A 26,147-nucleotide genomic window follows, 5' to 3' on the forward strand; every position below is an offset into this window, starting at 1 on the left:
GCCTGGTGGCCTGGGCCAACCAGGATCAGGTTAGCGTCCCGGACGCTCGGGCTTGGCCGGCTTTTCCGGGCGCTCCGGCTTTTCCGGACGCTCGGGCTTGGTGGGCCGCTCCAGCTTGGCCGGGCGTTGCGCCTTGGCCATGCGGTCGACCTTATCCACCTTCGGGCCCGCAGTTTCCGGCTTCATGCCTTTTTCCATTGCGGTGGCCTTCTCGGCCCGCTTGTCCTGCCCGGTCATCTTGTCGGCCTTGGCAGTACCTGCGGTTTCCGGGCGATTGGAACGGATGCCGCTCATCACCTCACCCAGGTTGAAACCCATCGCCTTTGCAATCTGGCCCCAGCCCATACCCTCTTCGACACGCATGAACAGGATTTCATTGATGGCATCATCGGCGGTCATGCCGGTCTCACCCTCGAGCGCCTCGGCGGCAGAGGCCATGGCCATCTGCTCAGCCAGTGCCAGGGTGATCACCACATTGCCGTAACCCATACCGACAGTAGTGCCTTCGCCTTCAACTTCCTCGACATCATCGGTCTCGACCACATCTTCCGCGGCGTCACCCTCTACATCACCCTCGGCGTCTTCCGGCGGAACGTATGTGAGCTCGCCACTGCGCAGGCCATCGACGTAGCTCTGGGAATCCTCGCCGAGGAAATCGCCGAACATGCCGGCGATGCTGCCGGAAGGTACATCAGAAACTGACTCAACCACTTCAGTGTCAGTAGCATCGTTGTCCGGCATCTCATCCTGGGCCCATGCTGCGCCCGCGAGCATTGCCGACAGTACAGCGGGAAGTACTGCATTCTTATATGGGATCTTCATCGCTCGTTCTCCTGTGAGTACTATATTTTTGCCGGCACTTACTGGCCCGGGCGGTAACTGATTTGGACGCCAAATCCAAAATCGGGACTGCCTTCCGACAGCCCCTTGTAACCGTAGAGCATGCCGCTCCACTGTTCGCTCAGTTTCTGGTTCAGGTAACCGAAAAGTTCTGTGGAAGGATCACTGGTCTCAGTGGTTGCCTGCTGGTAATCGAGGGAAGCCCCGACGCTGGTGTTATTGCCGAGGCGATAGCCGCTACCCACGGAGGTGTACCAGACATCGTTGATCTCTGTTTCCGGCAGGTCACCCTTGATCTTTCGTGCAAGAGTGGCGAAGGGGGTAAAGTCACCGACCACGGTAAATACTTCCGCTTGCAGCGTGTAGTCCGGCTCACCGGTACCCAGCCCCTTTTCCTCATCGGCGGTCGGCACCTTGTACTTGCCTGACAGATCCACGAACCAGCGTTCCGCAATCGGGTCGAGGCTGTAGGTACCCGTCAACCACAGGTCGCCGAACCCCGACTCCTTGACGGTTTCAACATCGGTAGTGTCGGCACCACCACTATTGCCAGGGCCGAAGCCACCGCCATTTCCAGTGTTGCCATTGCCGCGGCCGACAACCACGCCACCGTCACCACCGGGCACTACACCACCCGGGCCCTCGATCTGCACGAAAGGCAGCGAGGCTTTGAAGGTCCAGCTGGCAGAGGGCTTGTAGCTCACGGTAAAAGGCGTGGACATGATGTCGGTATCGACCGAATCACCGTAGTCACCGCTGCTGATATCCGTACCAAGGGAATACTTCCACTCGGGCTCGGCCATCGCCTGACCGGCCGACATCGCGGTCACCGCGGCAATCGCCCCGCACAAGAATTTCCTGTTCGTATAACGCTTCATCAAACACACCACTACTTTATGTTTTATGCCCGCAAGCATGTCCTGACTGGTCAACACCGAGATCGGTCGCCCTGCTTATTTTTTGACCGACCGCACTGCTCGGAATTTAATCAAATATTAACAATTATTAACGGATCCGATTTGACAGGCATCACAATAAAAGTTCCCTGCCAGGCTGCACGGGAAAAGTGTGACGATGGTCCCACTCAAGCAGGGAGGCCTATCCTGCGAAGCCTGCAGGCGACCCTGCCCGCCTATTTTTTAACCGGTCCGTTCAGCCAGAACTTACCATTAACACGGCCGAACGTGATATTTGGTTCCCGCGAAATTCCATCCCAGGAAAAAAAAAGCGCGCCGGAGTCGGCAGTGTTGTACACGCGCGCACCGGAAGCGCGGTAGCGTGCGACGACTTTGGGGTGAGGATGGCCGAAGTGGTGGCGAAAACCAGCACTGAATACGACATGCCGTGGACTGGCCCAATCGACAAAGCGCCGGGAGGAAGAAGAGCCCGAACCGTGGTGGGGAGCCACCAGCAGGTCAAACGGCCCGAGGGATGGATAGGTGTCAACCAGCCGCGACTCGACTCGCGCAGAGATATCCCCTGCCAGCAGGATCCGCAGGCCGCGCCAGTACAGGGCGACCACGCAACTGTGGTCGTTATCCTCACCGCTGACCGATGGATCCCCGGGCCAGAGCACTTCCGCCCGGGCCGCCCCTACATGGAAGGTGTCACCGGCCTGGCAGCGCGCCGCGGGCATGCCCGCTGCCTCGCCCAGCCGGGGGGCCAGCGTCCCCGGCGCCCGGACCTGTCCCGCCGGCACACTCGCCAACAGGTCCGCCAGGCCGCCGCTGTGGTCGCTGTCACCGTGACTGACCACCACCGTATCAAGCGACCCGATGCCCTCGCCCAGCAGGTATGGCGAGACAATTGCCGCACCGGCGTTCCAGCCGCTGCGGGAACGGGGCCCGGTGTCGTAAAGCAGGTGCGCCTGTCCCGTCCCGGCCAGGACCGCAAGGCCCTGCCCCACATCGAATACCGTCAACCGTAACCCCCGGGGCTCGCGCTGCTCCGGGAAGAGCAAAGGCGCGGCGAGCAGTATTGCGAACAGCCAACCGCAATGCCGGCCGGGAATCCCGCTTGGCAGTGCCAGCAACAGCAGGCAAACCGCGCACAGCGCCAGGCTCGCCGGGCCTCCCGCAAATCCCAGCGGTTGCCAGGCACCCAGTGAACCCACCAGGCCCAGTAATTCCATCAACAGGTCCAGCTGCTGTCCCGCCAGCCCGATCAGCAGCGCGCCCGCCCCGCTCTCACCCAGTAAGGCGCCCAGCATCAACAGCGGCAGGATCACAATGCCGATCCATGGAACCGCAACCAGGTTGACGGCAAAGCCCGCGATACTGACGCCGGAAAAGAAGAGAAGCGAGGGCACCAACAAGAACAGTGTCACCACCCACTGGCCACGGGCCAGCCCCAGAGTCCCCCGCCACAGCTTTTGCGCCCACAGGCGTGTAACTCCCACCACCGTCCCGCCTGCCAGGTCGTTGCCGGCGCGGGATCGACTCCCGCTCCTGCCGCAGAAAGCCAGCAACAGGGCCCCTACCGCCACAAATGAAAGCCAGAAACCGGGACTGAACGCCGCCAGCGGTTGCAGCGTCAGCACCAGGGCCAGCGCTACCGCATAGGCGAGGCCGGCACTGGTCCGCCGCCCCCAGGCCAGTGCCAACATAAACACTGCCGTCATCACCATGGCCCGCTGTGCTGAGAGCGGGGCTCCGGCCAGCAGCGTATAGGCCAGGGAAGCCAGGATTGCCGCGCCACCCATGACCAATGGTGACAGCTGCCAACCCGCCCCTCCTGCTACCCGGCACAGCAATCCCGCCGCCAGGGCGAAGAAACCGGCCACCATGCCCACGTGCAGGCCGGATATCGCTACCAGGTGGGCAGTTCCGGTGACACGCAGCAACTGCTTATCCCTGTGGCGCAGGCCACTGCGGTCCCCCAGCAACAGTGCCTGCACCAGCTCCAGCCGTGGCGGGTCCTGGCGCGCAAGCCGGTCCCGCAGCGACTCCCGCATTACCTGGATCCCCGGTGCCCGGCCCAGGAAGCGGGGTGTTGCGTCCCGGGGCCGAACGTAGCCAGTGGCGTATATCCCCTGGCGCAGCAGCCAGCCCTCGTAATCGAAACTGTGGGGATTCACACTTCCCCTGGGGCGCTTGAGGCGCACGGGTAGCAGCCAGCGCGTTCCCGCTCTCAGTCTCGCGGCGAAATCCGGCGATGCCCGATACCAGGTGAGGCGCAGCTCCTGCCCTGGCATATTGCGCGTAATCCCGGCCATATCCGGGGCTCCCAGTACACGGGCGACGAACCGGACGTCCTGCGGCCCATCAACCGGATCGCGGCCAGCGGCGCGTTCGGGCAGCGAACAGATTTCAACAGGTAACAGGAAGTCGGAGCCATGGAGCTCCAGTGGCAGGCGGTCGTGCAGGGCCTGCTGGTTTGACCACAATGCCCAGCCCGACCCCAGGCAGGCCGCCAGCAGCAGCGGCAGGAGCTGTCGCAGGCCAGGGCGGGCCAGGCACAGCAGTGTCGCCAGCCCCCATACTCCAAGCCACGCCCCCAGCCATACCCACCAGCCCGGAAGCTGTGGCAGGTACCCGGTGCCTGCAATGCCGCAGGCATAGCACCACAACATTAATATCGTGGGGGCCTTGAATCCCCCGCACGGCCGGCCGCCGCCGGCCAATCTCCCCAGCATGGCAAATCCTTTTGCGACGCTCCTGTGACCGAGGCTCGGCTCTCCCCTGGCCGGGCTGCACCGGCAGGACCAGGGCTGGCCAAAAATCAGGCAAACCCAGCCCGGACACCTGTCATTAGTGTCACTGACGGCACCAATCAGTCACATTTCATTAAAAAAAATGACTTCTTTAACTTTTTTGTAATATTGCGCCCGCAGAATGCGCAGCAACTCGAGGGATGGCCGGCATTCGGACAAATAAACGGCCTACCCGGATTCCAATGAAAACTGTGCGAGACCACCGATGAAAAAGACCGCTATTTCCCTGGCTATGATCGCTGTGGCCCCTGCCCTGGCGAATGCCCAGGCAGAATCAGAAGCCCTGACACTCTACGGCAAGGCCAATGTCACTTTCCAGTCCGCGGATGAGGGCGATGGCTCCACCACCGGCCTGAAGAGCAACGCCTCCCGCCTGGGTGTCAAGGGCGAGCTGCCTTTCGACAATGGTCTGACCGGCATCTACAAGATGGAATACGAGACCGATGTCGACGGCGAGGCTGAAGAGATTTTCAAGCAGCGCAACATCTACGCCGGCCTCGAGGGCGGTTTCGGCCAGGTGATCGGCGGCAAGTTCGATACCCCGCTGAAGAAGGCGCAGAAGAAAGTCGACCTGTTCGGTGACCTGGAAGGTGACATCAAGAGTGTCATCACCAAGAGCGACAACCGCGAGGCCAACAACCTCCAGTACTCCACCCCTTCCTTCGGTGGTTTCAAGGCTACCGCGGCCTACATCAGCCACGGTGACGAGGAGCTGACCGACGGCGAAGGCGCACCACTGCTGGACGAGAACGGCAACGTGATCACCCGCGATAACGGCACTTCCGTGTCTTTCGCCTACGACAATAACGGCATCTACGTGGCCTACGCCTTCGACCAGGACGTGGAAGCCAACGACTGGAACGTGCAGCGCCTGGTGAGCCAGTACAACATTGGCCCGGTGCAGGTGGGCGCCCTGTTCGAAGAGCAGGAAAAGCCCGACGGCAGCACCCAGGACGGCTGGATGACCTCCGCCGCCTACAAGATCAACGCCTGGACCATGAAGGCCCAGTACGGCCAGTCCGACATCGTTGTGGAAGATGCGGAAACCTACAGCCTGGGCCTGGACTACAAGATGTCCAGCGCTGCCAAGGTCTTCGCCTTCGTCACCGACGAGACCGCAGCCAACGACTACGAGCGCAGCTACTTCGGTGTGGGTACTGAACTGAAGTTTTGATATCAGGCTTCGGTAGACACAAAAGAGGCGGCCGCTGGGCCGCCTCTTTTATTTTGGGCGAACACAAGGTTCGCCCCTACGGCCACCCCACAGGCCATCAAGTGGATACGGAAACCCCTGCATACGCCTGCCGGCATCAGATCACGAACAAATCCATAAATTCATGTACCGGCAGCTGCCCCAGGGTTTGCCGATCACTGCAGAGCGCGAAAATTTCGCCGCAGCGCCTGGCGGGAAATCGCGTCGCCAGGCTGTCCCGGAATTTTTGTTCAAGCAGGGGAATCCCCTCTTCCCTGCGGCGGCGGTGCCCCACCGGGTACTCCACTTCGATTTTATCCGTTGAACTCCCATCCCTGAAAAAAACCTGCACTGCATTGGCAATGGACCGCTTGTCCGGATCCAGGTAGTCGGCTGAGTAGCGCGGTTCCTCGATAACCTCCATTTTCTCCCGAAGCCGGTCTATCTCCGGGTGTGCGTTATGGAAACCATCTTCATAGTGCCCGGCCCGCAACTCCCCGAATATCAGTGGTACCGCTGTCATATATTGCAGGCAATGGTCTCGGTCCGCCGGGTTCGCCAGCGGTCCTTCCTTGGAAATAATACGGATGGCGGACTCGTGGGTGGTGATAACAACCCGGTCGACTTCATCGAGTCGCCCCCCGACCTGGGGGTGCAGGGTCACGGCCGCCTCGCAGGCGGTCTGGCTGTGGAACTCGGCGGGAAACGAGATCTTGAACAGGATGTTTTCCATCACATAGCTGCCATAGTCCCGCGGGAACCTGAATTGCCGCTCCCCCTCCGCCTTTACCTTCTGGTCCGCATTGGTCTTGCTGAATGACACATCGTAGAAGCCCCACTGCTTCGCGGTCAGCGCCCCCGGGATCCCCATCTCGCCGCGCATGCAGATATCGGCCAGCTGCACGCCGCGACTGCAGGCATCACCGGCAGCCCAGGACTTGCGCGAGCCGGCATTGGGGGCGTGGCGATAGGTACGCAGCGCACTGCCATCCACCCAGGCCTGCGACACCGCCGCCATCACCTGCTCCCGATCACCGCCCATCAAGCGCGCGGCCACCGCCGTGGAAGCCACCCGCACCAGCAGTACATGGTCCAGCCCCACGCGGTTGAAACTGTTTTCCAGCGCCAGCACACCCTGGATCTCATGGGCGCGGATCATTGCATCCAGCACATCGCGCACCCTGAACGGCTCCCTTCCCTGAGCGACATTCTGGCGGGACAGGTGGTCAGCTACCGCCAGGATCGCCCCCAGGTTATCCGACGGGTGGCCCCACTCCGCCGCCAGCCAGGTATCGTTGTAATCCAGCCAGCGGACAATACAGCCGATATCCCAGGCCGCCTTGACCGGGTCCAGGCTGAGTCGTGTTCCGGGAACCCGCGCCCCATGCGGCACCCGGGTACCGTCGACGACCGGCCCCAGCAGCTTGGTGCACTCGGGAAAGCCCTGCGCCAAGAGCCCACAGCCAATCGAGTCCATCAGGCAATAGCGCGCCGTATCCCAGGCTTCTTCCGACTCGATTTCGTAATCCAGCACATAGTCAGCGATATCCTGGATTACCTGGTCATACTCCGGACGAATATTCTGCTCCACATTGCTGGCCATTTCCGGCTCCCTCCAGCGTCTATTGGTTGGACTACTTGTGTCTTTGCATGCGCCCTGCAGCTTCGCCGATCTGCGCAGTTGTCGGCATATCCATTTAGCTTGTCGCGGTTTGATCTAGACTTGGTGTGGCCACGACCCCGGCCAATCCCCCAGCAGCGGAGGAAGCCCGATGACAATCAGCATAGCGAACCGGGCAAGGCTGGCATTCGCGATGGTGGTGCTGCTGGGCCTTGTGGCCTGGGCTGTCTGGTACTACCTGGCAGCGGGCCGGTTTACGACCTACCAGATTGTCACCGAGGATTCCGTGTCCGGGCTGATCACCGGTGCACCGGTGGAATTCCACGGGGTGGATGTGGGGAGGGTCACACAGGTCGAGCTGACCGGCCCCCACTCTGTTCGCATCCTGTTTGAGGCGGAGAATGACGCCCCCATTTCCCGGGCGACCGTCGCCACTATCACTGCCCGCGGACTCGCTACGCGGGGATTCACCGGCTACGTGTACGTCCTGCTGGAAAATACCGGAACAGGCCAGGGGCCACTTACCGCCGCCCCCGGCGACCGCTACCCGGAGATACCCACCGCGCCATCCCGGTTTGTGAGCCTGGATACCGCCATCAGCCAGGTCAACCAGAACGTACAGCAGCTGACCGACCTGCTCCATACCCTGCTGGACGAGAAAACCATTGCCTCGCTCCGCTCCGCCGCGCACGACCTGCAGCAGGTCAGCCATATGCTGGCGGAAAACCAGGAAAAGCTCGGCTCGCTCATCGCCAACACCGAACGGGCCAGCCGCCGGCTCGGGCCTCTGCTGGATTCCAGCACCGACACGGTCCAGGCCCTGCAGCAGGTGAGCCGTATGCTGGCCGGGCACCAGGAGAGACTCAGCACCATTATCACCAACACCGAGGCCGCCAGCGGCAGGCTGGGACCGCTGCTGGACTCGGGCAATGACTCGGTCAACGCACTCCAGCAGCAGGTGCTGCCCGAGGCGTACCGGACCATGACCGCCCTGGGCAGGCTGACCAATTCGATGGAGCGCCTGACGGTCAAGATCAATCGCGACCCGTCAATCCTGCTGCGCGGCAGCGCCCAGCCACCGCTTGGCCCGGGCGAAAGCGAATGAACGCAATCCGCTGCGTGCGCCACTGGGCCTGCGCCCGGGCCGGCATCCTGCTGGCGGCACTGTCCATGGCAGTACTTGCCGGCTGTTCGCTATTCTCCCCGGTAGAGGACGATATCCAGGTGGGCGTGATCGACCAGCTGCCGACCGAACTCCCCCGGCGGGAACCCCATGCCGCCACATTGATGGTGCTGCCGCCGGCCATCAACCCCGTCTACGACACCGTACGGATGGCCTACCGCCTCCGGCCACACCAGGTTGAGTACTTCAGCCGGCACGAATGGGGCGCGACACCGGCGCAGATGCTGCAGCCCCTGCTGGCCCGAACGCTGGAAAACACCCACTACTTCCATGCCGTACTCAGCCCGCCCTACTTCGGCCCCTACCACTATGCGCTGCGGACCGAGATCCTGGAGCTGACGCAGGACTTCACTTCCGAGCCGGCCACCCTGCAGCTGTCCCTGCGGCTGCAGCTGGTGGATGGCGACTCAAACCGGGTTATCGCCGAGCGGGCCATCTCACTGCGCGAACCCCTGCTGCAGCAGACCCCCTACGCCGGCATCGTGGCCGCCAACGAGGCCACCGCAAAAAGCCTGCGACAGGTCGCCTGGTTTGTAATCGGGGAGATGCCCTGAGTCAGGCCTGGTTGCCCGCCCCGGGCAGCATCTTTTTCAGGGTGTTGTCGCGGGAAAGGAAATGGTGCCTCAACGCCGCGCCCGCATGGATCACGATAAAGCCGATCAATGCATAGCCCAGCCATTTGTGAACCTCGATCAGTACCTGGAACCGGTACTCATTCTGGGCAATCAGGTCCGGCAGCCGGACGCCGAAGGCGTATACCGGAATGGCCGCGGCGGAAGACATCAACCAGCCGGTCACCGGCAGCGCGAACATCAAGGCGTAGAAGCAGAGGTGAACAAACCGCGCCGCCACCTTCTGCCAGTCCGGGAACTGCGCGGCCAGCGCCGGCAGCACATTGCCGAGGCGCCATGCCAGCCGCACCGCAGCCAGTCCGAGCGCCACCATGCCATATTCCTTGTGCAACAGGACCAGCCCGATTTTCCTCTTGTCGAACCCGACATCCGGCAGGCCGCTCATATACAGGCCGAGGGCGACCAGGCCAATGAGCAACACGGCCATCAGCCAGTGGAGTGCGATGGCGACGGTGCCGTAACGCTGTGGGGTGTTTTTAAGCACGGTCATCGATCACGTCGGTCAGGGCTGTCCACGCATGCTTCATTTCCTATAACGGATGACGGCGGAGATGACGGCGAAAGAGGTGCGGGAATAGAATGCTGACGCGGTCATTCACCATCGGTACCGTAGTGCTCTGCGAGGTAATTCGTGATGCGTTCGAGTGTTTCCGGGGGGAGTTGCGGCATACCCTGGGTTTCGGTCATCCATTTCAGGGTGTCCTGCCAGGCTTTCTTGCTGAGCCGCTGTTGCTTGACGATCATCAACGAATGGCAGGCGGAACAGAGCCCGTACACTTCCTCCCGGCCTTCACCGGGCGGGAGACCGCCGAACTCCTGCGCAGCGGGGGCGGTGTCCTGGGCCAGGGTTGTGCCGGGCAGCCCCACCGCGAGCGCCAGGAGCAGTCCAGCGCAGCTGCGCGCCATTCGGCCTCGCCTGTCCATTCGCTTTTTCCGGGCCACCGTTAAACCACCGTAACCGCCACGCGGTGATAGGAGTTGTTAAGGTAACCTTTGGGGTTCCAGGCAATGCCGAAGGGCTGGCTGACGCCATCGCTGTCGACGGCCCTGGCCCAGACCTCATAATACCCCTGCTCCGGGAATTTCACCTTCGCGCGAAAGCGCTGCCAGGCAGCCTTGTTTGCGGGTGGAGACAGGTCTGCCTTCATCCAGGTTGCGCCGAAGTCGATGGACAGGTGTACCTCGGACACCTCGCGATCGCCGGCCCAGGCATGCCCGCGCACTTCCAGTTCGCGATTGTTGAGCTTTGTGCCGGTCTCAGGCGCGGTGATCAGGGACTTCACCGGCATGCGCTCGATGATCACGAAATCCTTTTCGTCCACTTTTTCGCCCGGTGCCACGGGATATTTGGGTATGCGATAGGCGGTGCCGGTCATCTTGGGGCCATCGTGTACCTGGTCGCGTATCTGTATACGTGTCAGCCATTTTTGCGAACAGGAGCCGGGCCAGCCCGGGATCACCAGGCGCAGCGGGGCGCCGTTCATCGGGTGGATATCCTCGCCGTTCATGGCAAAGGCGATCAGGTTCTCCTCCCCCATGGCCTTCTTGATAGGCACACCACGAGAGAGCGGCAGCTTGCCGGGGATACCGGACAGGTGGGTGTCGGCGCCATAATGTGCCGTATAGACTGCGCCGGGTTTAATGCCCGCCGCCTTGAGCACATCCGCCAGGCGCACGCCGGTCCAGGCCGAACAGGCGACGGCGCCATAGGTCCACTGGTTCCCCTTGGCCGGTGGCTTGAAAAAGGCCCGCCCGTTGCCGCCACATTCAATGGCCAGGTTTTGCGTAACCACTTCGAACTCTTTCTTCAGGTCGGCGATGGTCAGTTTCAGCGGCTTGTCGACAAGGCCGTCAATGGTCAGCTCCCAGCTGGCGGCGTCCACGTCAGTGGGTGGTGTGCCGTTATTCCTGATGAAGTGGCGGTTCTTCGGGGTCACCTCGTCGTCGAGCAGATGCGCTGGGGTTTCGGCATTGACCGGCCTGTCGTTCAACACGATCAGCCCATCCTTGCCATTCAGCGTGAATGGCCTGGTTTCATCTGCCAGTGCGGCGGGGATCAGGCCCGAGGGCATATTGCGGTGAAACGGAATCGCACTTACCCCCAGGGCAGCCGCCATGGTCCCGAGCCCCAGGCCCCTGAGAAAGCCACGCCGGTCGGGATTCGGTTTACGGCCAAACACCGCTTCGTCCGCCCGCTCGGGATCATCACCATACAGCGCATGGAGCCCGACACTCCGGGGTTTGTCCTCCTTGCTCATCGCCCACTTCCTCCAGACCCTACCTTCCTGAATGATCGGAAAGTATAGTCATGCGTATTCGCTAAAAGGCGCCACCATCGCAGAAGATGGTTTAGCGTGGCAGGGTTTTAATGGTGTTGGCCAACTGTCAGAAAATGGCTCTAAGGGATGCCTGGTGCCCCTTAGACCAGCCCTCACTTCACGCGCATCCGGGCCAGGCTTCCCGGATACCAACTGGCTTGTCAACGGTAACTTTTCCAACCACTGCGCCCCGTGAAACCCAGTCGGCACCTGGTGATGCCTGTCGGGTTTATTTATCGTCGAACAGGCCCGAGGTCGCAATCGGGCGCGCAAAGCGGTGGCCCGAGTGGTCGTCATTGCTGACATTGAAATAGACGATCACCAGATCCCGCGATGGCGATACGTAAAGGCCCTGGGTCATCAGGCCGCCTTTCCACATATCCCCGTCGGGCCAGATTACATCCCACTGGCGGCTGTTAGCGATAAAGTCATCCGAGCCGAGGTAATCGGCGAACACCGCGCCGTCAAACCCCGCCATGACAAACTCATGCGTGCGTACCTCGTTGCGAATACGATTGAGGATCTCGTCCGAAACGACCTGCTCGACGGCAACCTTGTCCCAGCTCGGCGTGTAGAGCATGCCGAAGCGGGCAAAGTCCCTCAGGTTGCTCGACACCAGCCCGTGCGCCGCTGCAATGCCGTCCGGCGTCAGGTGGATTTGCAACACGCCCTCGGCGCCAACCTTCGACCAGACACGACGATCGAAGAGCTGCGGCCAGCGCTCGCCTTCCACTTCCTCGGCCAGCAACACCAGCATTTGCGTCAGCCCCGAGGCATACTCGAATGCCAGGCCGGGCTTTTCTTTTTTCGGTGTACTTCTCAGTACGTCGCGCAGTTTCTCGACGCCCCTTGTTTTATTCGGAAAACCGAACTCGGCTTCATATACACGGCGGGCAATGTTGTCGGGGTCGAAGCGGGATTCAGACGTATCCTCAAGGTCCATGCCGGTGGCCATATCAAGCACATCGCCGGTGGTGACGCCGTCCCAGTCGGTGCCCTTGAAGTCGGTCAGGTACTTTGTGATTGGCGCGTCTTCATCGATTTTGCCCTCACTGATAAGTTGGTCAATAATCAGGCTGGCAGTCGGTTTGGCTGAAGACATCCAGAGGTGATAATCCGCGGGTCTCATCCGCGGATATTTCTCGTAGACGATATTGCCCTTATGAACCACAAGAAAGGCCTGGGCGGTATCGGACTGCTCCAGGAACTCGTCCAGGGTCAGCGGTCCTTCCAGCTCGCTTTCGGATGTCATTTCGGCTTTGATTTTGCCGACTTGCGGCATCGACTTGCTGCCAAGGGGCATCACACCCGGCCGCGAGGGGAGTATGGCCGTCGGCATGAATTCTGACGCGCGCATGTTGAAATAGGCGGAAGGATCGCCACCCCGGAACAGTTCGTTGTAATCGGCTTTGCGCGTCTGTTTTTCGAGCTCCAGCGGGAACCCATCGACGAACTCGTCGAGCGGCGTATTGTCCTGCGCCACGGCGACCGCAGCTGCCAGAACGAAAGCAGACGACACCAGTTTCCTTCCAGGCATGGCTTCACTCCTCCGGAGTATTTTTGTCGACAATGCCGCCATTCCTGACCCGGTCCCAATGCTCATGGGGGTGAACGGCAAGGTGGGTACGCCCCACGAGGCCGGCCTGGCGGGAGCGGCCATGGCAAAAACTACTGGAGTTTAGCCCAGTGCCCGCCCCTACCGGTGGGCCAGCACGTACACGATCGCCGCGCACACGGCGACGGCCTGCGCGGAATTACATTGTCCGGGCGTGGCGCGGGGACTGTCGGCGTAGACCTCGGTGGTGGTCTTGTAGGGGGCGTTGGTGATGCTGGCGCACAGGCCCAGCTTTTTGAGCGGGTATTCGATCACGCCGCGCGCGACCACCGGCGAGCCGATGACCTCGTTGTTTGTCGTCGGCCGGGGCGATATGGGTGACCAGACGCAGGTTCAGAGCACTGAAGCTGGCGGCTGCTACTGCCGCTACAGCTTTACCTCGATATCGGCAATCACCGCATTGGCGGTGTTGCGCGCAGTTTCGGTATCGTCGGCCCGCGCCAGGGCGACACCCAGGCGGCGCTTGCCGGCAATTTCGGGTTTACCGAACAGGCGCAGCTGGGTATCGGGACGTGAGAGCGCGGCGCCCAGGTTGCCGAACTGCACCTGGGTGGAATCGCCCTCCACCAACAGCACCGATGAAGCGGAGGCGCAGTGCAGCTGGATATTGGGAATGGGCAGCCCGAGAATGGCCCGGGCATGCAGGGCAAACTCGGAGAGATCCTGCGAGATCAGGGTCACGAGGCCGGTGTCGTGCGGCCGTGGCGACACTTCACTGAAAATCACCTCATCGCCTTTGACAAACAACTCCACGCCAAACAGGCCGCGGCCGCCCAGGTTGTCGGTCACAGCCTTTGCGATCTCCTGCGCGCGACTCAAAGCCGCAGCCGACATCGCCTGCGGCTGCCACGACTCCTGGTAATCCCCATCCGCCTGGCGGTGACCAATAGGCGCACAGAAGCTGGTGACGATGTTGCCCTTGTCGTTGCCACTGCCGTCATCGTGGCGAATGGTCAGCAGGGTGATCTCGTAATCGAAGTCGACAAAGCCCTCGACAATCACCTTGCCCTTGCCGGCGCGGCCGCCCTCCTGTGCGTAGGCCCAGGCTTCTTCAACCTGTGCGGCATCGCGCACCAGGCTCTGGCCCTTGCCCGATGAACTCATGATCGGTTTGACCAGGCAGGGAATGCCAATCTCGTCGACAGCGGCCTTGAATTCGGCCTCCCCGGCAGCAAAGCGATAGCGGGAGGTGGGCAGCCCCAGGGTTTCCGCCGCCAGCCGGCGGATGCCTTCGCGGTTCATGGTCAACTGGGTGGCCCGCGCGGTGGGGATGATATTGACCCCCTCCCCTTCCAGCTCGGCCAGGGTGTCGGTGGCGATGGCTTCGATTTCCGGCACCACCAGGTGGGGCTGCTCCTGTTCAATCACACCGCGCAGGGCCTCACCATCGAGCATATTGATCACATGGCTGCGGTCGGCCACCTGCATCGCCGGGGCGTTGGCGTAGCGGTCCACCGCAATCACTTCGCAGCCGAGGCGCTGCAGCTCGATTACAACTTCCTTGCCCAATTCCCCGGCGCCGCAGAGCAGGACGCGGGTAGCGGTAGAAGAGAACGGAGTGCCCAGGGTAGCCATAGAGTTTTTGCCTTATTGTGAATGTTGCGCGAGGAAGATCATCAGCATCAGCGGCCTACGATCCTTCCCAGGCCGGAGCGAGGCGCTCGGCCTCTTCTTCAAGCACGTCATCGATGACGTCCATCAGGTCCCCGACGTCGACGCTGGTCGTGTCTTGCTCGAAACACCCGGTAAGGGGACTGTCCGGGTGCAGTTCACCCGCCTCATAAAGGGCCCAGATTTCCTTGCCGTAATCGGTGGTCAATAGCTCCGGGGCAAAGCGGCCGAAATAGGCCCGCATATTGTTGACATCGCGCTCCAGCATCATGGCGGCGTTGTTGTTGCCGGCGGCATCCACCGCCTGGGGCAAATCGATGATGACCGGGCCGTCGCGGTCCAGCAGCACATTGAACTCGGAAAGGTCACCATGCACCAGGCCGGCACACAGCATGCGCACCACGTCGGCTATCACCTGGCCGTGGTAATCCCGGGCCTGCTCCGGGGTCAGCGTGACGTCATCCAGCCGCGGGGCGGCATAGCCCTCGTCGTCGGCTACCAGCTCCATCAGCAGCACACCGTCGACGAAGCCGTATGGTCGGGGGACGCGCACGCCGGCCGATGCCAGCCGATACAGGGCATCCACCTCGGCACTCAGCCAGGCCTGTTCCTGCTCCTTCTGGCCGTAGCGGGTCTTCTTCGACATCGCCCGGGCGCGGCGGCTGTTGCGCCCCTTGCGGCCTTCCTGGTACTGCACCGCCTGCTTGAAGCTGCGCTGCCTGGCCTCCTTGAAGACCTTGGCACAGCGCAAGCCGTCGCCGCAGCGCACCACATACACTTGTGCCTCCTTGCCGCTCATCAACTGGGCAATGACCTCCTCGATCATGCCGTCGTCGACCAGCGGTTGTAATCTCTTGGGTACTTTCATGCTTCTGCTCTGATCGTTGGCGGAGGCGGTCCGCTGGCCGGGTCGGGCCGCGCTCGGCCTGCAGCCGCCAACTCTCAGTCATATTACCGGTGCGCCAGCGCGTAGTCGATCGCCGCACACACCGCAACGGACTGGGTAGTATTGCACTGCTCAGGCGTGGGACGGGGGCTGTGCGGGTAGACCTCCGTGGTGGTCTTGTAAGGGCGCTGGTGATACTGGCACACAGGCCCAGCTGCTTGAGCGGGTACTGGATGACACCCCGCGCGGCCACCGGCGAGCCGATGCCGGGGCGATGTGGGTGCCCTCCTCCACCGCCACGATCACCGGCTGCTGGAATTCGGGCTGCGGGTGCTCGCTGTCATCCACCAGGTAGAAGCCATCGGCAATCTCACCCGGCGTGAACGGCTTGCCGGCGCGGGCGGCCTGGTCCCGTTTATTCCTGGATGACTTGATCCTAATCAGGACGGGCGTTTTGTCTGACGGTACCGTTCATGCGGCGTTTCTCTTCAGCCACTGATTAACGAACAGCCATGAGGCATCAGGTGTTCGCGGTGACAATATCCCTCGCGTTATGCACTGCCGTGAATAGCCGCGGAAAGACGACGGGACTACCCGGCATAAATCAATGACTTGATTGTAGGAGGTTTCGTGGACGCATTTCCCCACGAGTACAAAGTGGCCGCCAGTGCGGCAAGTGAAAGTGAAATCACCCTGACTGCTGAAGGGCTGGAGGCCCTCCCCTCTGCGGCACCGGCCCAGTTCGGCGGGCCCGGCGACCGCTGGTCACCAGAAGACCTTCTGGTAGCTTCCGTGGCGGACTGTTTCATTTTGACCTTCCGCGCCATTGCCAAGTTTTCCAAGCTTGAATGGACATCACTGGAATGCAGCGTCACCGGCATTCTGGATAAGGTCGAACGCACACCCTGCTTCACCGCTTTCGAGGTGAACGCCAGGTTGCAGGTACCAGAAGGCACCGATACAAATAAGGCGCACAAGCTACTGGAAAAGTCTGAGGCGAGTTGCCTGGTGACAAATTCCCTCAAGTCCTCCATAACGCTGAATGCAGAGGTCACGGTTTCGTGACCTCCGGTATCACCCTCCGTTAGAGCGCGTCGCCGCCAACACGCACCACGCCTTCTTACCGGTGTGCCAGCGCGTAGTCGATCGCCGCACAGACCGCGGCCGCCTGGGCGGCATTGCACTGCTCGGGCGTCGCGCGGGGGCTATCGGGGTAGACCTCGGTGGTGGTCTTGTAGGGGGCGTTGGTGACGCTGGCACACAGGCCCAGCTTCTTGAGCGGGTACTGGATAACGCCGCGCGCAACGGCCGGCGAGCCAATGAGGTTGCCGTCGGCATCCGCCGGGGCGATATGGGTGACCTGCTCTACCGCCGCAATCACCGCTTGCTGGAACTCCGGCTGCGGGTTCTCGCTGTCGTCCACCAGGTAGAAGCCATCGGGAATCCCGCCCGGCGTGAACGGCTTGCCATCGCGGGCCGCCAGCGCGGGGCGGAACTCGGATTCGTCGGTATCGGTGGTCTCGTGCAGGTCGATGTGCATCAGCACACGGTCGCGGACCGGCGCCACCAGCCGCATTAGCGCCGCTGACTCCTGGGCGGGGCTGTTTTCGTAGAAGGAGCGGTTCGGGTCGATCGCCTGGGCGTTCCAGCGCTGGATATGCTCATAACCCCAGGGGCTGACACAGGGCGCGACCAGCAGGTTGACGCGGTCCGCGTACTCCGCGGCATGCTGATCAACGAACTGCAGCGCACCGTGAACGCCACTGGTTTCGTAGCCGTGCACACCGCCGGTCACCAGCACCACTGGAAGATCATCGTTCCAGTCGCGGCTGCGGATTGCCATCAGCGGATACTTGTCGGCGCCGTATTCCAGAAGCCCGTACTCCTCCACATCGAAACGCGGGCGCAGCTGCTCGATCTTGCTTAACACCTCAGACTCGTAGCTGCGCTGGCGGGCCTGGCGTGACAGCCACTCGGAGCGCTCCGCGTCGCCCCAGGGCGTGCCGGGGGTACCAATCGGGTAGGCTTCGGGGGTCGTGTTCATCGCGCTTGCTCTCCAGTGATGGTCGATACTGGCGGGGATTCTACACCCGCACAGCCACATCGTGGAGCCGGGCGACTCCGCGCAGCGAATGACGAACTTGGCGTGCCCAGTGGGCCGCTCGTGAAGTTCGGTGACAAAGGAGCACAGCCAAGTCGTTCAGATCAAGGCGAGAAAGCGCTGGAATAGCAGCGCTATTTCAAGCTTTCTCAACGCGGAGCTGGACGGTCTGGCGCAGCGAACTGTTACCGAACTTTGCGTGCGGCCCACTACCTACATCCGTGGCAACCACATACCCATGGTCGCAGCAAAGATACCAACGGCCATAAAGGCGGTGAGCGGCACCAGCGTACTGACAAAGGCAATCTGAGTACCCTGCCCGGATTCGCGCTTCTGGCAATGGAAATACCATTCCAGCATGGCCAGGGGGAGCAGGTACTGGCCAACGCCCAGGGCGTACAGGAAGGGGCCGGTGAAGGAGTCCCAGTCGACTCCCCACCCACCGGTCAGCATTGCCCACCCCATCAGGGCCACACGAAAGAACCATACCGCGCTGGCAGCCATAAACAGGCGCAGGGCCCAGCGCCGGTGCCCGGCAAAGCGGCCGGCCATGGCGTTGCGCACTGCCAGGAACGCAAATACCAGGATCAGTATGCCGTCGATGGAGATGGTGGCCTGGGACACCAGGTCGCCAATGGTGTGACGGGTCCAGGTCATGTACAGCCCGCCGACACTGCTGATGACGGCCGCCAGCAGGTAGCTGCGCCCCAGCCAACGATGGAATGTGGGTGCGTGCCGGCGCACGGCAGGCACCAGCTGCAGGGGACCGCCGCCGATCACTATCGCGGCCAGCAGGACGTGGGCCACCGCAGCGATGTTGCCCAATGTATCCCCCTCGCGAAAACCCGCCGGCAGGTGCAGCCCCTGCAGGCCGTGCAGCCCGGACTGGGCAATGGGCGGGTAGAACACGGCGAGGATGTAGGCCAGGAATATCCCGTGGCCAATCGCCGCTATGCAAAACCACGTCTTTACCGATAGATTGACGGCCCGCCGGGCATCGAATTGGCGCAGCAGTGTGGGGCTGAGTACAGCGTCGTTCATCGTTGTTCTCCATGCATTGATAAAGCGGGACGCACGACATACTTTTCTCCCGTGTGGTCCTCGCAGGCCTGGACTGAATGTGCCTGCCGGACATGGTCGGCCTTTTATAACCCCTGCACATCCGCCACAGGCAGGAATCTGGCCTCCCCCAAAAGGGGGAGTCCCCCTGCTGTGCCCTCCCCCACAAGGCCCATGACAGCCTGCCGGGCCTGGTTTAGCATGCGGAAATGAAATCGCCGTCTCCCACCACGCAGGCATCGCATTCAGCTGATGGCAGCCCCGAATTGGCCAGCCCCCAGTTAATGGGGCAAGAGTTAGCGAGGCAAGAGTTGCCCAGGCTCCCGGTCTGGCAGCCCATCCGCGGGCCATTCGAGCGCTGGCCGCAGCTGACCGACCTGCTGATCGTCCTGTTCGCCTTTTTGCTGACGCTGCTGATGTGGTCGCGGGATGACACACACCAGGTGCTGGCCCTGCAAAGCATTTGGGATGTCGCCGCTTTCCAGTGCGCCTTCATCGGCTGTTTCGCCCTGCTGTGGCGCCGCACCCACCCCTGGCAGGTGCAGGCCGTTATTCTCGGGGCCACGCTGGTGCTGGAGCTGGGTTTGCCGGCCGAGGGCATCGTTGCCCTGGCGTTTTCGCTCTACAGCCTTGGGCGCTATGAGGCCAACACCCGGGCCAGCTGGATCGCGATGCTGGCGACGCTGGCTTTTGTGTTGATCGACGAGAGGGTGCTGGTCAGGCCCACGGCCGGAGGCACCGTGGCGGTGATGCTGGCGTGGGCACTGTGGTATACCGGTCGCCGCTTGCGCTTTCGCGGCGAGTACCTGCGCTTGATGGAAGAGAGAGCCCGGTACCTGGAACGAGAGCGCAATGCGGAGTCCGAGCGGGCTGTCGCGGCCGAACGCACCCGGATCGCCCGCGAGATGCACGATGTGGTGGCGCACCAGGTGAGCCTGATGACGGTCCAGGCCGGCGCCGCCCGGACCATCGGCCGCAATAACCCGGAGGCGGCCGGTGAGGCCATGGCCTCGGTGGAAGCTGCTGGTCGCCAGGCGCTGACGGAGATGCGCCACCTACTCGGCGTACTGCGCCCGGCCAGTGATGCGGCCGCCCTCGCCCCGCAGCCAGGACTGGCGGACCTCCCCGCCCTGATCGACAAGGTCCGGGAGGTGGTGGCCAGGGTGGACTATGTCACCCACGGCGAGTTCGACGATGTGCCTGCCAGGGTCGCCCTTGCCGCTTACCGGATCGTGCAGGAATCACTGACCAACGTCATCAAGCACGTGGGTGCCGGGGCCAGCGTCCGCGTCCACGTGAACGCCGAAGCGGACCATCTCGCGATCTGTGTGCGCGATGACGGCCAGGGCCCAGTTGAGACAGACGCGCGGTGCTCTCACGAGCAAAGTGGAAATCAAACTGCCGGGCAAGCTGCAGAGGGCTTCGTGGACGGGCACGGCATCGCGGGGATGCGCGAACGCGCGGAACTGCTCGGCGGCTGGCTCAATGCCGGCCCCGCCGAAGGCGGTGGCTTTGAAGTGACCGCACAACTGCCCACCATGGAGAGGGGGAATTAATGATACGAGTGATGGTGGTGGACGACCAGGCGCTGGTGCGGCGCGGCTTTGCCCTGGTGCTGGATAACGAGCCCGATATTGAGGTGGTGGCCGAGGCCGGCACCGGCATCGAGGCAATAGAAGCGGCACGGCAGCATCAACCGGATATCATTCTGATGGATATCCGCATGCCCGAGATGGACGGGCTGGAAGCCACCGCGCAGATCTTAAAAGCCGGGGAGGCAGCTGAAGCCAGTGACACCCCCTGCCGGGTCATCATCCTGACCACCTTCGATCCCGATGAGTATGTGTTTCGTGCGCTGCAGGCGGGCGCCAGTGGTTTTATGCTGAAGGACATTCCGCCGGAATCGCTGGTGGAAGCGGTGCGCACCGTTGCCGATGGCGGTGCCATGCTCGCGCCCGGTATTACCCGCCGCCTGATCAGCCAGTTCGCACAGAAGTTGGGCGCCGGCCACAACCTGGCCGAACGCCTGGAGCGCCTGACCACGCGGGAGCGCGAGGTGCTGGCCGCAATCGCCCATGGCAAGAGCAATGCCGAGATCGCCGAAACCCTGTTTATTGGCCCGGCCACCGTCAAGACCCACGTATCCAGCGTGCTCTCCAAGCTGGGCTTGCGCGACCGGGCCCAGGCCGTGGTGTTCGCCTACGAATGCGGGCTGGCCACCGCCGGAGGGCGCGATGTCGGATTCTGATTCAAGACAAGATCTGCAGCGCAATTCCCTGTATAGCCTCGCGGCCGTCGGTGCGGTGCTGCTGGGTGCCCTGCTCACCCTGGGCGCCTACGGCCATTTTGCCGCTGTCTGGGGGCAGATGATAAGTGAGGATACTGCCCTGCCCCGCCGCCTGCTGCTGATGTTGCCCGGGGTGACGCTCGCCGGTGCCGCCGTGTTGAACATCCTGCTCAGCAAGCCGCTCTGGCAAGCCCGCGGCTACGCGCTTACCGCCACCCTGGTGGGCAACCTGGTTGCTACAGCTTATCTGGTCTACCTGCTTGTAAGAGGTGTACCCGGCCACCCCATTGGAATCTTTCTGGCCCTGGAAATGTCGCTCGTCATCCTGCTGGTGAGTATACGGGCGGGGCTGGTGTGGCCAGCGCTAGCTGATGCCAATATAAAAAAGCCGTAGAGCACCAGTATTTTGCCCTGCCCCCAATATTCTGATGCTCAATCGGTCACGCCAAACAGGCCCAGCTGGTCATCCACCAGGCTGTCAAAATCCAGTTCTATGAATGGCAATATGGCATCGGCCACCGGCTTGAGCTGCCGGTCGATATAGTGCTGGTAATCGATCGGTGACTGGCGGTAATCCACCGGCTCCGGGCCATTGAGGGTGATCACGTAACGGATCCAGCCCTTCTTCTGGTAGCGGGGTGGCAGCCCCTGCTGGCGGCGGTGTTCATCGGCCATTCGCGCCGCGCGTACATGGGGCGGCACGTTTTTTACGTATTGCTCCAGCTTGCGCCTGAGCCGCTTGCGGTACACCAGCTGCTCGTCCATGTTTCCGGCCCGGGTTTTCTCCACCGTCTCGCGGATATAGTCGGACGGATCCTCGCCGTGAAACACCATCCCGTAGAGCTGGGTCTGGAACTGCTTGGCCAGGGGCGTCCAGTCGCTGCGCACGGTTTCCAGGCCCTTGAATACCAGCTTTTCCTCACCCCCGTTCACCACCAGGCCCGCATAGCGCTTCTTGGAGCCGGCCTCCGAGCCGCGAATGGTGGGCATCAAAAAGCGCTGGTAGTGGGTTTCGAACTCCATCTCCAGTTCGCATTCCAGCGCCAGCTCTTCCCTGAGCTTCAGCCGCCAGCGCGTGTTGATCTCGCTGGCGAGGCCCTTGCCGATCGCATCCGCTTCCTCTGGGCTGGGGTGGCCGCTCAGCCAGACAAACGTGGAATCGGTGTCGCCGTAGATGACCTGGTGGCCCAGCTCCTCGATCCAGCGGGCCGTCTGCTGCATGATCTCGTGACCGCGCAGGGTGATGGAGCTGGCCAGGCGCGTGTCGTAGAAACGGCAGCCCCCACTTCCGAGTACCCCGTAGAAGGAGTTCATGATGATCTTGATGGCCTGAGAGCGGGCGGCATCCTGCTCCTGCTTGGCGATGTCCCGCTGGGCCCAGAGGTTGGTAATGATGTCCGGCAGGAAGTGCTTGTCACGGGAAAAGCGCGCACCGCGAAAGCCGGGGATGCTGTTTTCATCCGCCCGGCCCTCCGCCGCGCCCTCTTCCGATTCCTCTTCCGCGCCCTCGCCCGCCGCCTCAGCCAACCCCTCAATCAACCCCATAGGATCGATCTTGAAGGTGCGGATAATGCTGGGATACAGGCTCTTGAAATCCAGCACCAGCACGTTGTCGTACAGGCCCGGCCGGGAGTCCATCACATAGCCGCCCGGGCTGGCCAGGCCGCCGTCGGCCGGCAGGTTGGGCGCCACATAGCGGCTGCGGTGTAGCCTGGGCAGGTAGAGGTTGGTAAAGGCCGCTACCGAGCCGCCGCTGCGGTCGAGCTCCAGGCCGGTGAGCTGGGCCCGCAGGCGCAGGTAATCCAGCAGGCGGGTGTGCTGGAAAATATCCCAGACCAGGCGGCAGTCTTCCAGATTGTACGCAGCCAGCTTGGGTTTGTTATGGCGAAAGTCGTGCTCAATCGCGGCCAGGCGGTTGTCCACGTCTTCGGTGTCCTTGCCCCTGCCCAGCAGGGTCTGGGCCACGAACTCCAGGCTGAAGCTTTCAAAGTTGTAGGTGGCGTTCTTCAGCCCGTCGATGCCGTCCAGTACCACCCGGCCCGGCAGCGTTACGAAGCCCTGGCTGCCTTCCCGGCCATCCCGCCAGCGGGCCTCGGTGCCACCGCGCCCCAGCTTCAGGCGCAGGCCATGGCGCCCTGCCCTTTTCACCAGCAGCCGGAAATCGAAGTCCACCACGGCCCAGCCGATGATGATGTCCGGGTCCAGGCATTGGATCCTGGCCTCCAGGGCCTGGAGCAGGGCCCGTTCGTCGTCCACCCAGTGGATGGTGGTGTCGGCAGCCTCCGGTTTGCCCACCATCAGCACCTCTTCCACGCCATGACCGTAGAGACCGATGGAATACAGCTCACCCTGGCCGGAGCACTCCACATCCAGGGAAACCACCTTGAATTCCGGCTGCATCTCGGCGCCCTTGAGGCGCACCTGGCGGTATTCCGTAAAGCCGTCTCTGGCCTGGGCCAGACCTTCAAAGTAGAGGCCACCCCGGGCAAACCGCTCCATCAGGTAACGGTCGTGGAGACGGAAATCCGCCTCAAACACCTCGACACCGCGATTTTGTAACAGGCCCTGGGCCCGGCGGTGGGCGTCGATGGTGGGGAAATACAGCATGGCCGCTTCCTCGCGGCCAAAGGTCTGGAAGCCCAGCTGCTGCCAATCGCAGGGCACGCCAGCCAGCGCCTCGGTTACCTGGGGCCGGTCCACCACCTTCACCATAAAGACCGGGCGCTCGCCTTCAATGACCAGCTTGACCGGACCCTCGGGCGTGGCCAGCCAGTAGTGGATGCAGGTGCTACCGCGCTGGTCAAAGCTATGGCGGGTGAGGAGAAATCCCTGGGGCAAGTGGCTGATCCGGGTTGACGCTTGTGTTGGTGACGGGCTCCATTCTACTGGATATATGCACAGGCGTCAGCAATCACCAGAACTGGACGAGCAGGGTCTGGAAGCCCACCCAATACAGGGGGGAGAGGGAAAAGCGCCCCCCACTCGAATTAACGCCATAACGTTGATCTACCCCCATTTTCAGACAGCTCAATCGATCCGACGGCGTGCTTCATTGGAGCGGCGGTTAAGGCTCATGCACCAGGCGTTTCTGATCGCGCCTATCCGTTTTCTTTTTGGACTTCTTTTTCTTTTCCCGTTTCTTTTTCTTTGGTTGCTCGTTCTTGGGTTGCTCGCGCTCCTGGCGCGGAGCTGGCTTCGCGGCAGTATTGCGCCGATCATTTGGCGCATTGCGCTGGCGCTGGGGCTGGCCGCGCTGGTTTTGTGGCTTGGGTCTGTCGCGCACCGTGCGGCGATCAGTTGCCGGACGCTCTAACGCAGGAACAGCTCGTGGGCCGCGAATGCCGGTGGGCTTGTCCGCGAGTTTAACTGCCCGCTCGTCCCGACCTGGATTCCGACGTGGCTTCCGGCGTTCATTACCGCGATCCCAGCTCCGGTTATCCGCCTGAGACGCCCGCCGCTTTGGCTCGGCTGTGGCAGCAAACCCATGTTCACCGCGTCGGCCATGATGCTGGCGCTCCTCACGACGATCCCGGCCCTTCTCACGATGATCCCGGCCCTTCTCACGATGATCCCGGCCCTTCTCACGACGATCCCAGCCCTTCTCCCGACGATCCCAGCCCCTCTCACGACGATCCCAGCCCTTCTCGTGTTGATCCTGGCGCTTCTCACGGCGATCCTGGCCCTTCTCACGACGATCCCGGCCCTTCTCGCGTTGATCCTGACCCTTCTCCCGGCGATCATCTCGATGCCCGTTGCTGTCATACCTGTCCCGCCGACTGTAACCGCCGTCATGAACGTGCCGGCGCGGCGGCCTCTGGTGGTGTCCTCCGGCATAGCGATGGCCGTGGCGGCGCAAGCGCGTATGCCAGCGATCATTGAAGTTTCCCGAGATAGTCAGATTCGGGGCCGGATGCCAAGGGCCACGCCAGTGATTGGCACTGATCCAATGGTCCTGATACCAACGATAGTAACGCCCCTGTCGGTAGAAAACGTCGCTGCGGTCGTAGAACACGTAGACGCCGAGGGTATCGTCGTAGTAGCGATAACCGGGATCGGTCATCACAGAATAGGAGTAAACCGGGGCAGGCTTCCGGACATAGGTTTTCTCGACGTACACCGGCGTCGCTGGGTAGGTGACACAGCCACCAAGCGTCAAAGTGATGGTGAGAGCGGCGAGTAATCGGTATGGGAGCTGGCGCATGGTGCGTATTCCTTGGATTCACACCTGCTTTTTAACCCGGCACAACTGAATCGCCGCTGAATCTACTTTGAACAAATGAATAACGGGGTTAGATCAACATTGTGTCAGGAACACCAACATTCACGGCAAAGCGTTGCGCGGCCGACCCAGCGGAGCTTGCGTCACCCGCCGGGCAAACTGTTCCTCGATCCGCGCCTTGAACCGGTCATTACCCAGCGCTAAGCCCCTGTTCAAGGCACCCCGGATCTTGTCCAGAGCGGGCGCATCCAGCGCATGGCGGCACAGGGCCCGGTAGCGCTCCTGGCGCTCCTTCGGGTAGCGACCGAGCGCCAGATACTGCCTATGAGGTATAAGCAGGCTGGATGACCTGCCCAGCCCATTGCAGCCATAGCTGGACCAGAAATACTCCCCCGGATCTGACACCATGCCAGCGCGCACCGGATTTAGCTCTATATCCCGATAGCACTGCAGAAGATAATCCTCAGACTGAACCAGGCAGGGTTTGTAGCGCCCCTCCCACAGGGTTCCCGAACGTCGATACTCCCGGTTGAAGTAACGCACATAAATACGCCCAAGGGCCTGCATCATCCTGCTAACACCCTGATCAGACTGCGGGGTTACCAGTAGGTGGACGTGATTGGTCATTAACGCCCAGGCATGTACCTGAATATCGAATTCCTTTGCATACTGTTTTGGCCAACCGGCGTAGGCGATCACCTCCTGTTCTGAACAGAAGCAAACCTGCCGGTTGTTACCCCGCTGTATAACATGCTGCGGAATCCCTGCAGATCCGAGGCGAGGCAATCTGGCCATCGAGTTTTCCCTTCCCTTTTTGCTATGGCCATAGACTAATGGATGGAAAACTCTGTGGGTCCAATGGGTGTCAGAA

Annotated in this window: 25 protein-coding genes; 9 read left to right on the forward strand and 16 right to left on the reverse strand. The window is 62.1% G+C overall.

The annotated features are described in order from the left end of the window. Positions 1 to 30: 30 nt before the first annotated feature. The 3 genes from LVD10_RS01800 to LVD10_RS01810 form a co-directional block, all read right to left on the reverse strand. Positions 31 to 822 carry a hypothetical protein gene (locus tag LVD10_RS01800; protein ID WP_232942667.1) on the reverse strand — a complete coding sequence of 264 codons (792 nt, stop codon included), beginning with the start codon at positions 820 to 822 and terminating at the stop codon, positions 31 to 33. 38 nt (positions 823 to 860) lie between these two features. Further along, positions 861 to 1,718: a hypothetical protein gene (locus tag LVD10_RS01805; protein ID WP_237061566.1), complete on the reverse strand. Its 858-nt coding sequence runs from the start codon at positions 1,716 to 1,718 to the stop codon at positions 861 to 863. Between the two features lie 254 nt (positions 1,719 to 1,972). Then, entirely contained in the window at positions 1,973 to 4,474 is a 2,502-nt protein-coding gene (locus LVD10_RS01810) for a DNA internalization-related competence protein ComEC/Rec2 (RefSeq protein ID WP_237061569.1), read from the reverse strand. A 283-nt stretch (positions 4,475 to 4,757) separates the two neighbouring features. Here LVD10_RS01810 and LVD10_RS01815 point away from each other — a divergent pair, with 283 nt between their 5' ends. Further along, positions 4,758 to 5,726, forward strand: coding sequence for a porin (locus LVD10_RS01815; RefSeq protein ID WP_237061570.1), 969 nt, complete (start codon positions 4,758 to 4,760; stop codon positions 5,724 to 5,726). A gap of 136 nt (positions 5,727 to 5,862) precedes the next feature. Here the strand turns inward: LVD10_RS01815 and LVD10_RS01820 are convergent, their stop codons facing one another. Then, entirely contained in the window at positions 5,863 to 7,347 is a 1,485-nt protein-coding gene (locus LVD10_RS01820) for a bifunctional 2-methylcitrate dehydratase/aconitate hydratase (RefSeq protein ID WP_237061573.1), read from the reverse strand. Positions 7,348 to 7,516: 169 nt separating this feature from the next. On the opposite strand from LVD10_RS01820, the gene LVD10_RS01825 reads away from it, so the two are divergent. Further along, positions 7,517 to 8,470, forward strand: a complete 954-nt coding sequence (locus LVD10_RS01825) for an MlaD family protein (protein ID WP_232942677.1) — start codon at positions 7,517 to 7,519, stop codon at positions 8,468 to 8,470. Further along, the gene (locus LVD10_RS01830; RefSeq protein WP_232942679.1) at positions 8,467 to 9,102 is read left to right on the forward strand and encodes an ABC-type transport auxiliary lipoprotein family protein; all 636 of its coding nucleotides are present in this window, start codon (positions 8,467 to 8,469) and stop codon (positions 9,100 to 9,102) included. Before LVD10_RS01825 ends, LVD10_RS01830 begins: the two co-directional genes overlap by 4 nt. A 1-nt stretch (position 9,103) precedes the next feature. Here the strand turns inward: LVD10_RS01830 and LVD10_RS01835 are convergent, their stop codons facing one another. The 7 genes from LVD10_RS01835 to LVD10_RS01865 all read right to left on the reverse strand — a co-directional run bounded on the left by LVD10_RS01835 (position 9,104) and on the right by LVD10_RS01865 (position 15,592). Further along, positions 9,104 to 9,670 carry a cytochrome b gene (locus tag LVD10_RS01835; protein ID WP_237061575.1) on the reverse strand — a complete coding sequence of 189 codons (567 nt, stop codon included), beginning with the start codon at positions 9,668 to 9,670 and terminating at the stop codon, positions 9,104 to 9,106. A gap of 101 nt (positions 9,671 to 9,771) precedes the next feature. Beyond that, the gene (locus LVD10_RS01840; RefSeq protein ID WP_237061577.1) at positions 9,772 to 10,086 is read right to left on the reverse strand and encodes a hypothetical protein; all 315 of its coding nucleotides are present in this window, start codon (positions 10,084 to 10,086) and stop codon (positions 9,772 to 9,774) included. A 38-nt stretch (positions 10,087 to 10,124) separates the two neighbouring features. After that, entirely contained in the window at positions 10,125 to 11,438 is a 1,314-nt protein-coding gene (locus LVD10_RS01845; protein ID WP_237061580.1) for a sulfite oxidase, read from the reverse strand. A 289-nt stretch (positions 11,439 to 11,727) separates the two neighbouring features. Next, positions 11,728 to 13,035 carry a serine hydrolase domain-containing protein gene (locus tag LVD10_RS01850; protein ID WP_237061582.1) on the reverse strand — a complete coding sequence of 436 codons (1,308 nt, stop codon included), beginning with the start codon at positions 13,033 to 13,035 and terminating at the stop codon, positions 11,728 to 11,730. A 159-nt stretch (positions 13,036 to 13,194) separates the two neighbouring features. After that, positions 13,195 to 13,368, reverse strand: coding sequence for a hypothetical protein (locus tag LVD10_RS01855; RefSeq protein ID WP_232942689.1), 174 nt, complete (start codon positions 13,366 to 13,368; stop codon positions 13,195 to 13,197). A gap of 111 nt (positions 13,369 to 13,479) precedes the next feature. Further along, positions 13,480 to 14,688, reverse strand: coding sequence for a formate-dependent phosphoribosylglycinamide formyltransferase (purT, locus tag LVD10_RS01860; RefSeq protein ID WP_237061584.1), 1,209 nt, complete (start codon positions 14,686 to 14,688; stop codon positions 13,480 to 13,482). A gap of 55 nt (positions 14,689 to 14,743) precedes the next feature. Further along, entirely contained in the window at positions 14,744 to 15,592 is an 849-nt protein-coding gene (locus LVD10_RS01865; RefSeq protein ID WP_237061586.1) for a PA4780 family RIO1-like protein kinase, read from the reverse strand. Between the two features lie 294 nt (positions 15,593 to 15,886). Here LVD10_RS01865 and LVD10_RS01870 point away from each other — a divergent pair, with 294 nt between their 5' ends. Both LVD10_RS01870 and LVD10_RS01875 read left to right on the forward strand, forming a co-directional pair. Next, on the forward strand, positions 15,887 to 16,039 hold the full coding sequence (locus LVD10_RS01870) for a hypothetical protein (RefSeq protein WP_237061588.1): 153 nt from the start codon (positions 15,887 to 15,889) through the stop codon (positions 16,037 to 16,039). A gap of 201 nt (positions 16,040 to 16,240) precedes the next feature. After that, positions 16,241 to 16,675, forward strand: a complete 435-nt coding sequence (locus tag LVD10_RS01875; protein ID WP_232942695.1) for an OsmC family protein — start codon at positions 16,241 to 16,243, stop codon at positions 16,673 to 16,675. A gap of 55 nt (positions 16,676 to 16,730) precedes the next feature. Here the strand turns inward: LVD10_RS01875 and LVD10_RS01880 are convergent, their stop codons facing one another. Both LVD10_RS01880 and LVD10_RS01885 read right to left on the reverse strand, forming a co-directional pair. After that, entirely contained in the window at positions 16,731 to 17,654 is a 924-nt protein-coding gene (locus LVD10_RS01880; RefSeq protein ID WP_237061589.1) for a M14 family metallopeptidase, read from the reverse strand. Between the two features lie 270 nt (positions 17,655 to 17,924). After that, positions 17,925 to 18,752, reverse strand: a complete 828-nt coding sequence (locus tag LVD10_RS01885; protein WP_237061590.1) for a DUF2306 domain-containing protein — start codon at positions 18,750 to 18,752, stop codon at positions 17,925 to 17,927. A gap of 329 nt (positions 18,753 to 19,081) precedes the next feature. On the opposite strand from LVD10_RS01885, the gene LVD10_RS01890 reads away from it, so the two are divergent. Genes LVD10_RS01890 through LVD10_RS01900 form a run of 3 tightly spaced genes read left to right on the forward strand, consistent with a single transcriptional unit; the run spans position 19,082 to position 21,451 of the window. Next, entirely contained in the window at positions 19,082 to 20,326 is a 1,245-nt protein-coding gene (locus tag LVD10_RS01890; protein ID WP_237061591.1) for a sensor histidine kinase, read from the forward strand. After that, positions 20,326 to 21,018: a response regulator gene (locus LVD10_RS01895; RefSeq protein WP_237061592.1), complete on the forward strand. Its 693-nt coding sequence runs from the start codon at positions 20,326 to 20,328 to the stop codon at positions 21,016 to 21,018. Before LVD10_RS01890 ends, LVD10_RS01895 begins: the two co-directional genes overlap by 1 nt. Then, positions 21,005 to 21,451 (forward strand): hypothetical protein, encoded by a 447-nt coding sequence (locus LVD10_RS01900; protein WP_237061594.1) that lies wholly within the window; start codon positions 21,005 to 21,007, stop codon positions 21,449 to 21,451. The genes LVD10_RS01895 and LVD10_RS01900 overlap by 14 nt, the downstream gene beginning before the upstream one ends. Positions 21,452 to 21,489: 38 nt before the next feature. Here the strand turns inward: LVD10_RS01900 and LVD10_RS01905 are convergent, their stop codons facing one another. Then, positions 21,490 to 23,895, reverse strand: coding sequence for a DNA polymerase II (locus LVD10_RS01905; RefSeq protein ID WP_237061596.1), 2,406 nt, complete (start codon positions 23,893 to 23,895; stop codon positions 21,490 to 21,492). Positions 23,896 to 24,130: 235 nt separating this feature from the next. On the opposite strand from LVD10_RS01905, the gene LVD10_RS01910 reads away from it, so the two are divergent. Beyond that, positions 24,131 to 24,370, forward strand: coding sequence for a hypothetical protein (locus LVD10_RS01910; RefSeq protein ID WP_237061598.1), 240 nt, complete (start codon positions 24,131 to 24,133; stop codon positions 24,368 to 24,370). Here the strand turns inward: LVD10_RS01910 and LVD10_RS01915 are convergent. Next, positions 24,367 to 24,933 (reverse strand): hypothetical protein, encoded by a 567-nt coding sequence (locus tag LVD10_RS01915; RefSeq protein WP_237061602.1) that lies wholly within the window; start codon positions 24,931 to 24,933, stop codon positions 24,367 to 24,369. The genes LVD10_RS01910 and LVD10_RS01915 overlap by 4 nt on opposite strands. A gap of 445 nt (positions 24,934 to 25,378) precedes the next feature. Then, positions 25,379 to 26,071: a transposase gene (locus LVD10_RS01920; protein WP_237061606.1), complete on the reverse strand. Its 693-nt coding sequence runs from the start codon at positions 26,069 to 26,071 to the stop codon at positions 25,379 to 25,381. Positions 26,072 to 26,147: the final 76 nt, after the last annotated feature.

The sequence above is a fragment of the Microbulbifer zhoushanensis genome (assembly GCF_021729055.1).
Classification (GTDB): domain Bacteria; phylum Pseudomonadota; class Gammaproteobacteria; order Pseudomonadales; family Cellvibrionaceae; genus Microbulbifer; species Microbulbifer zhoushanensis.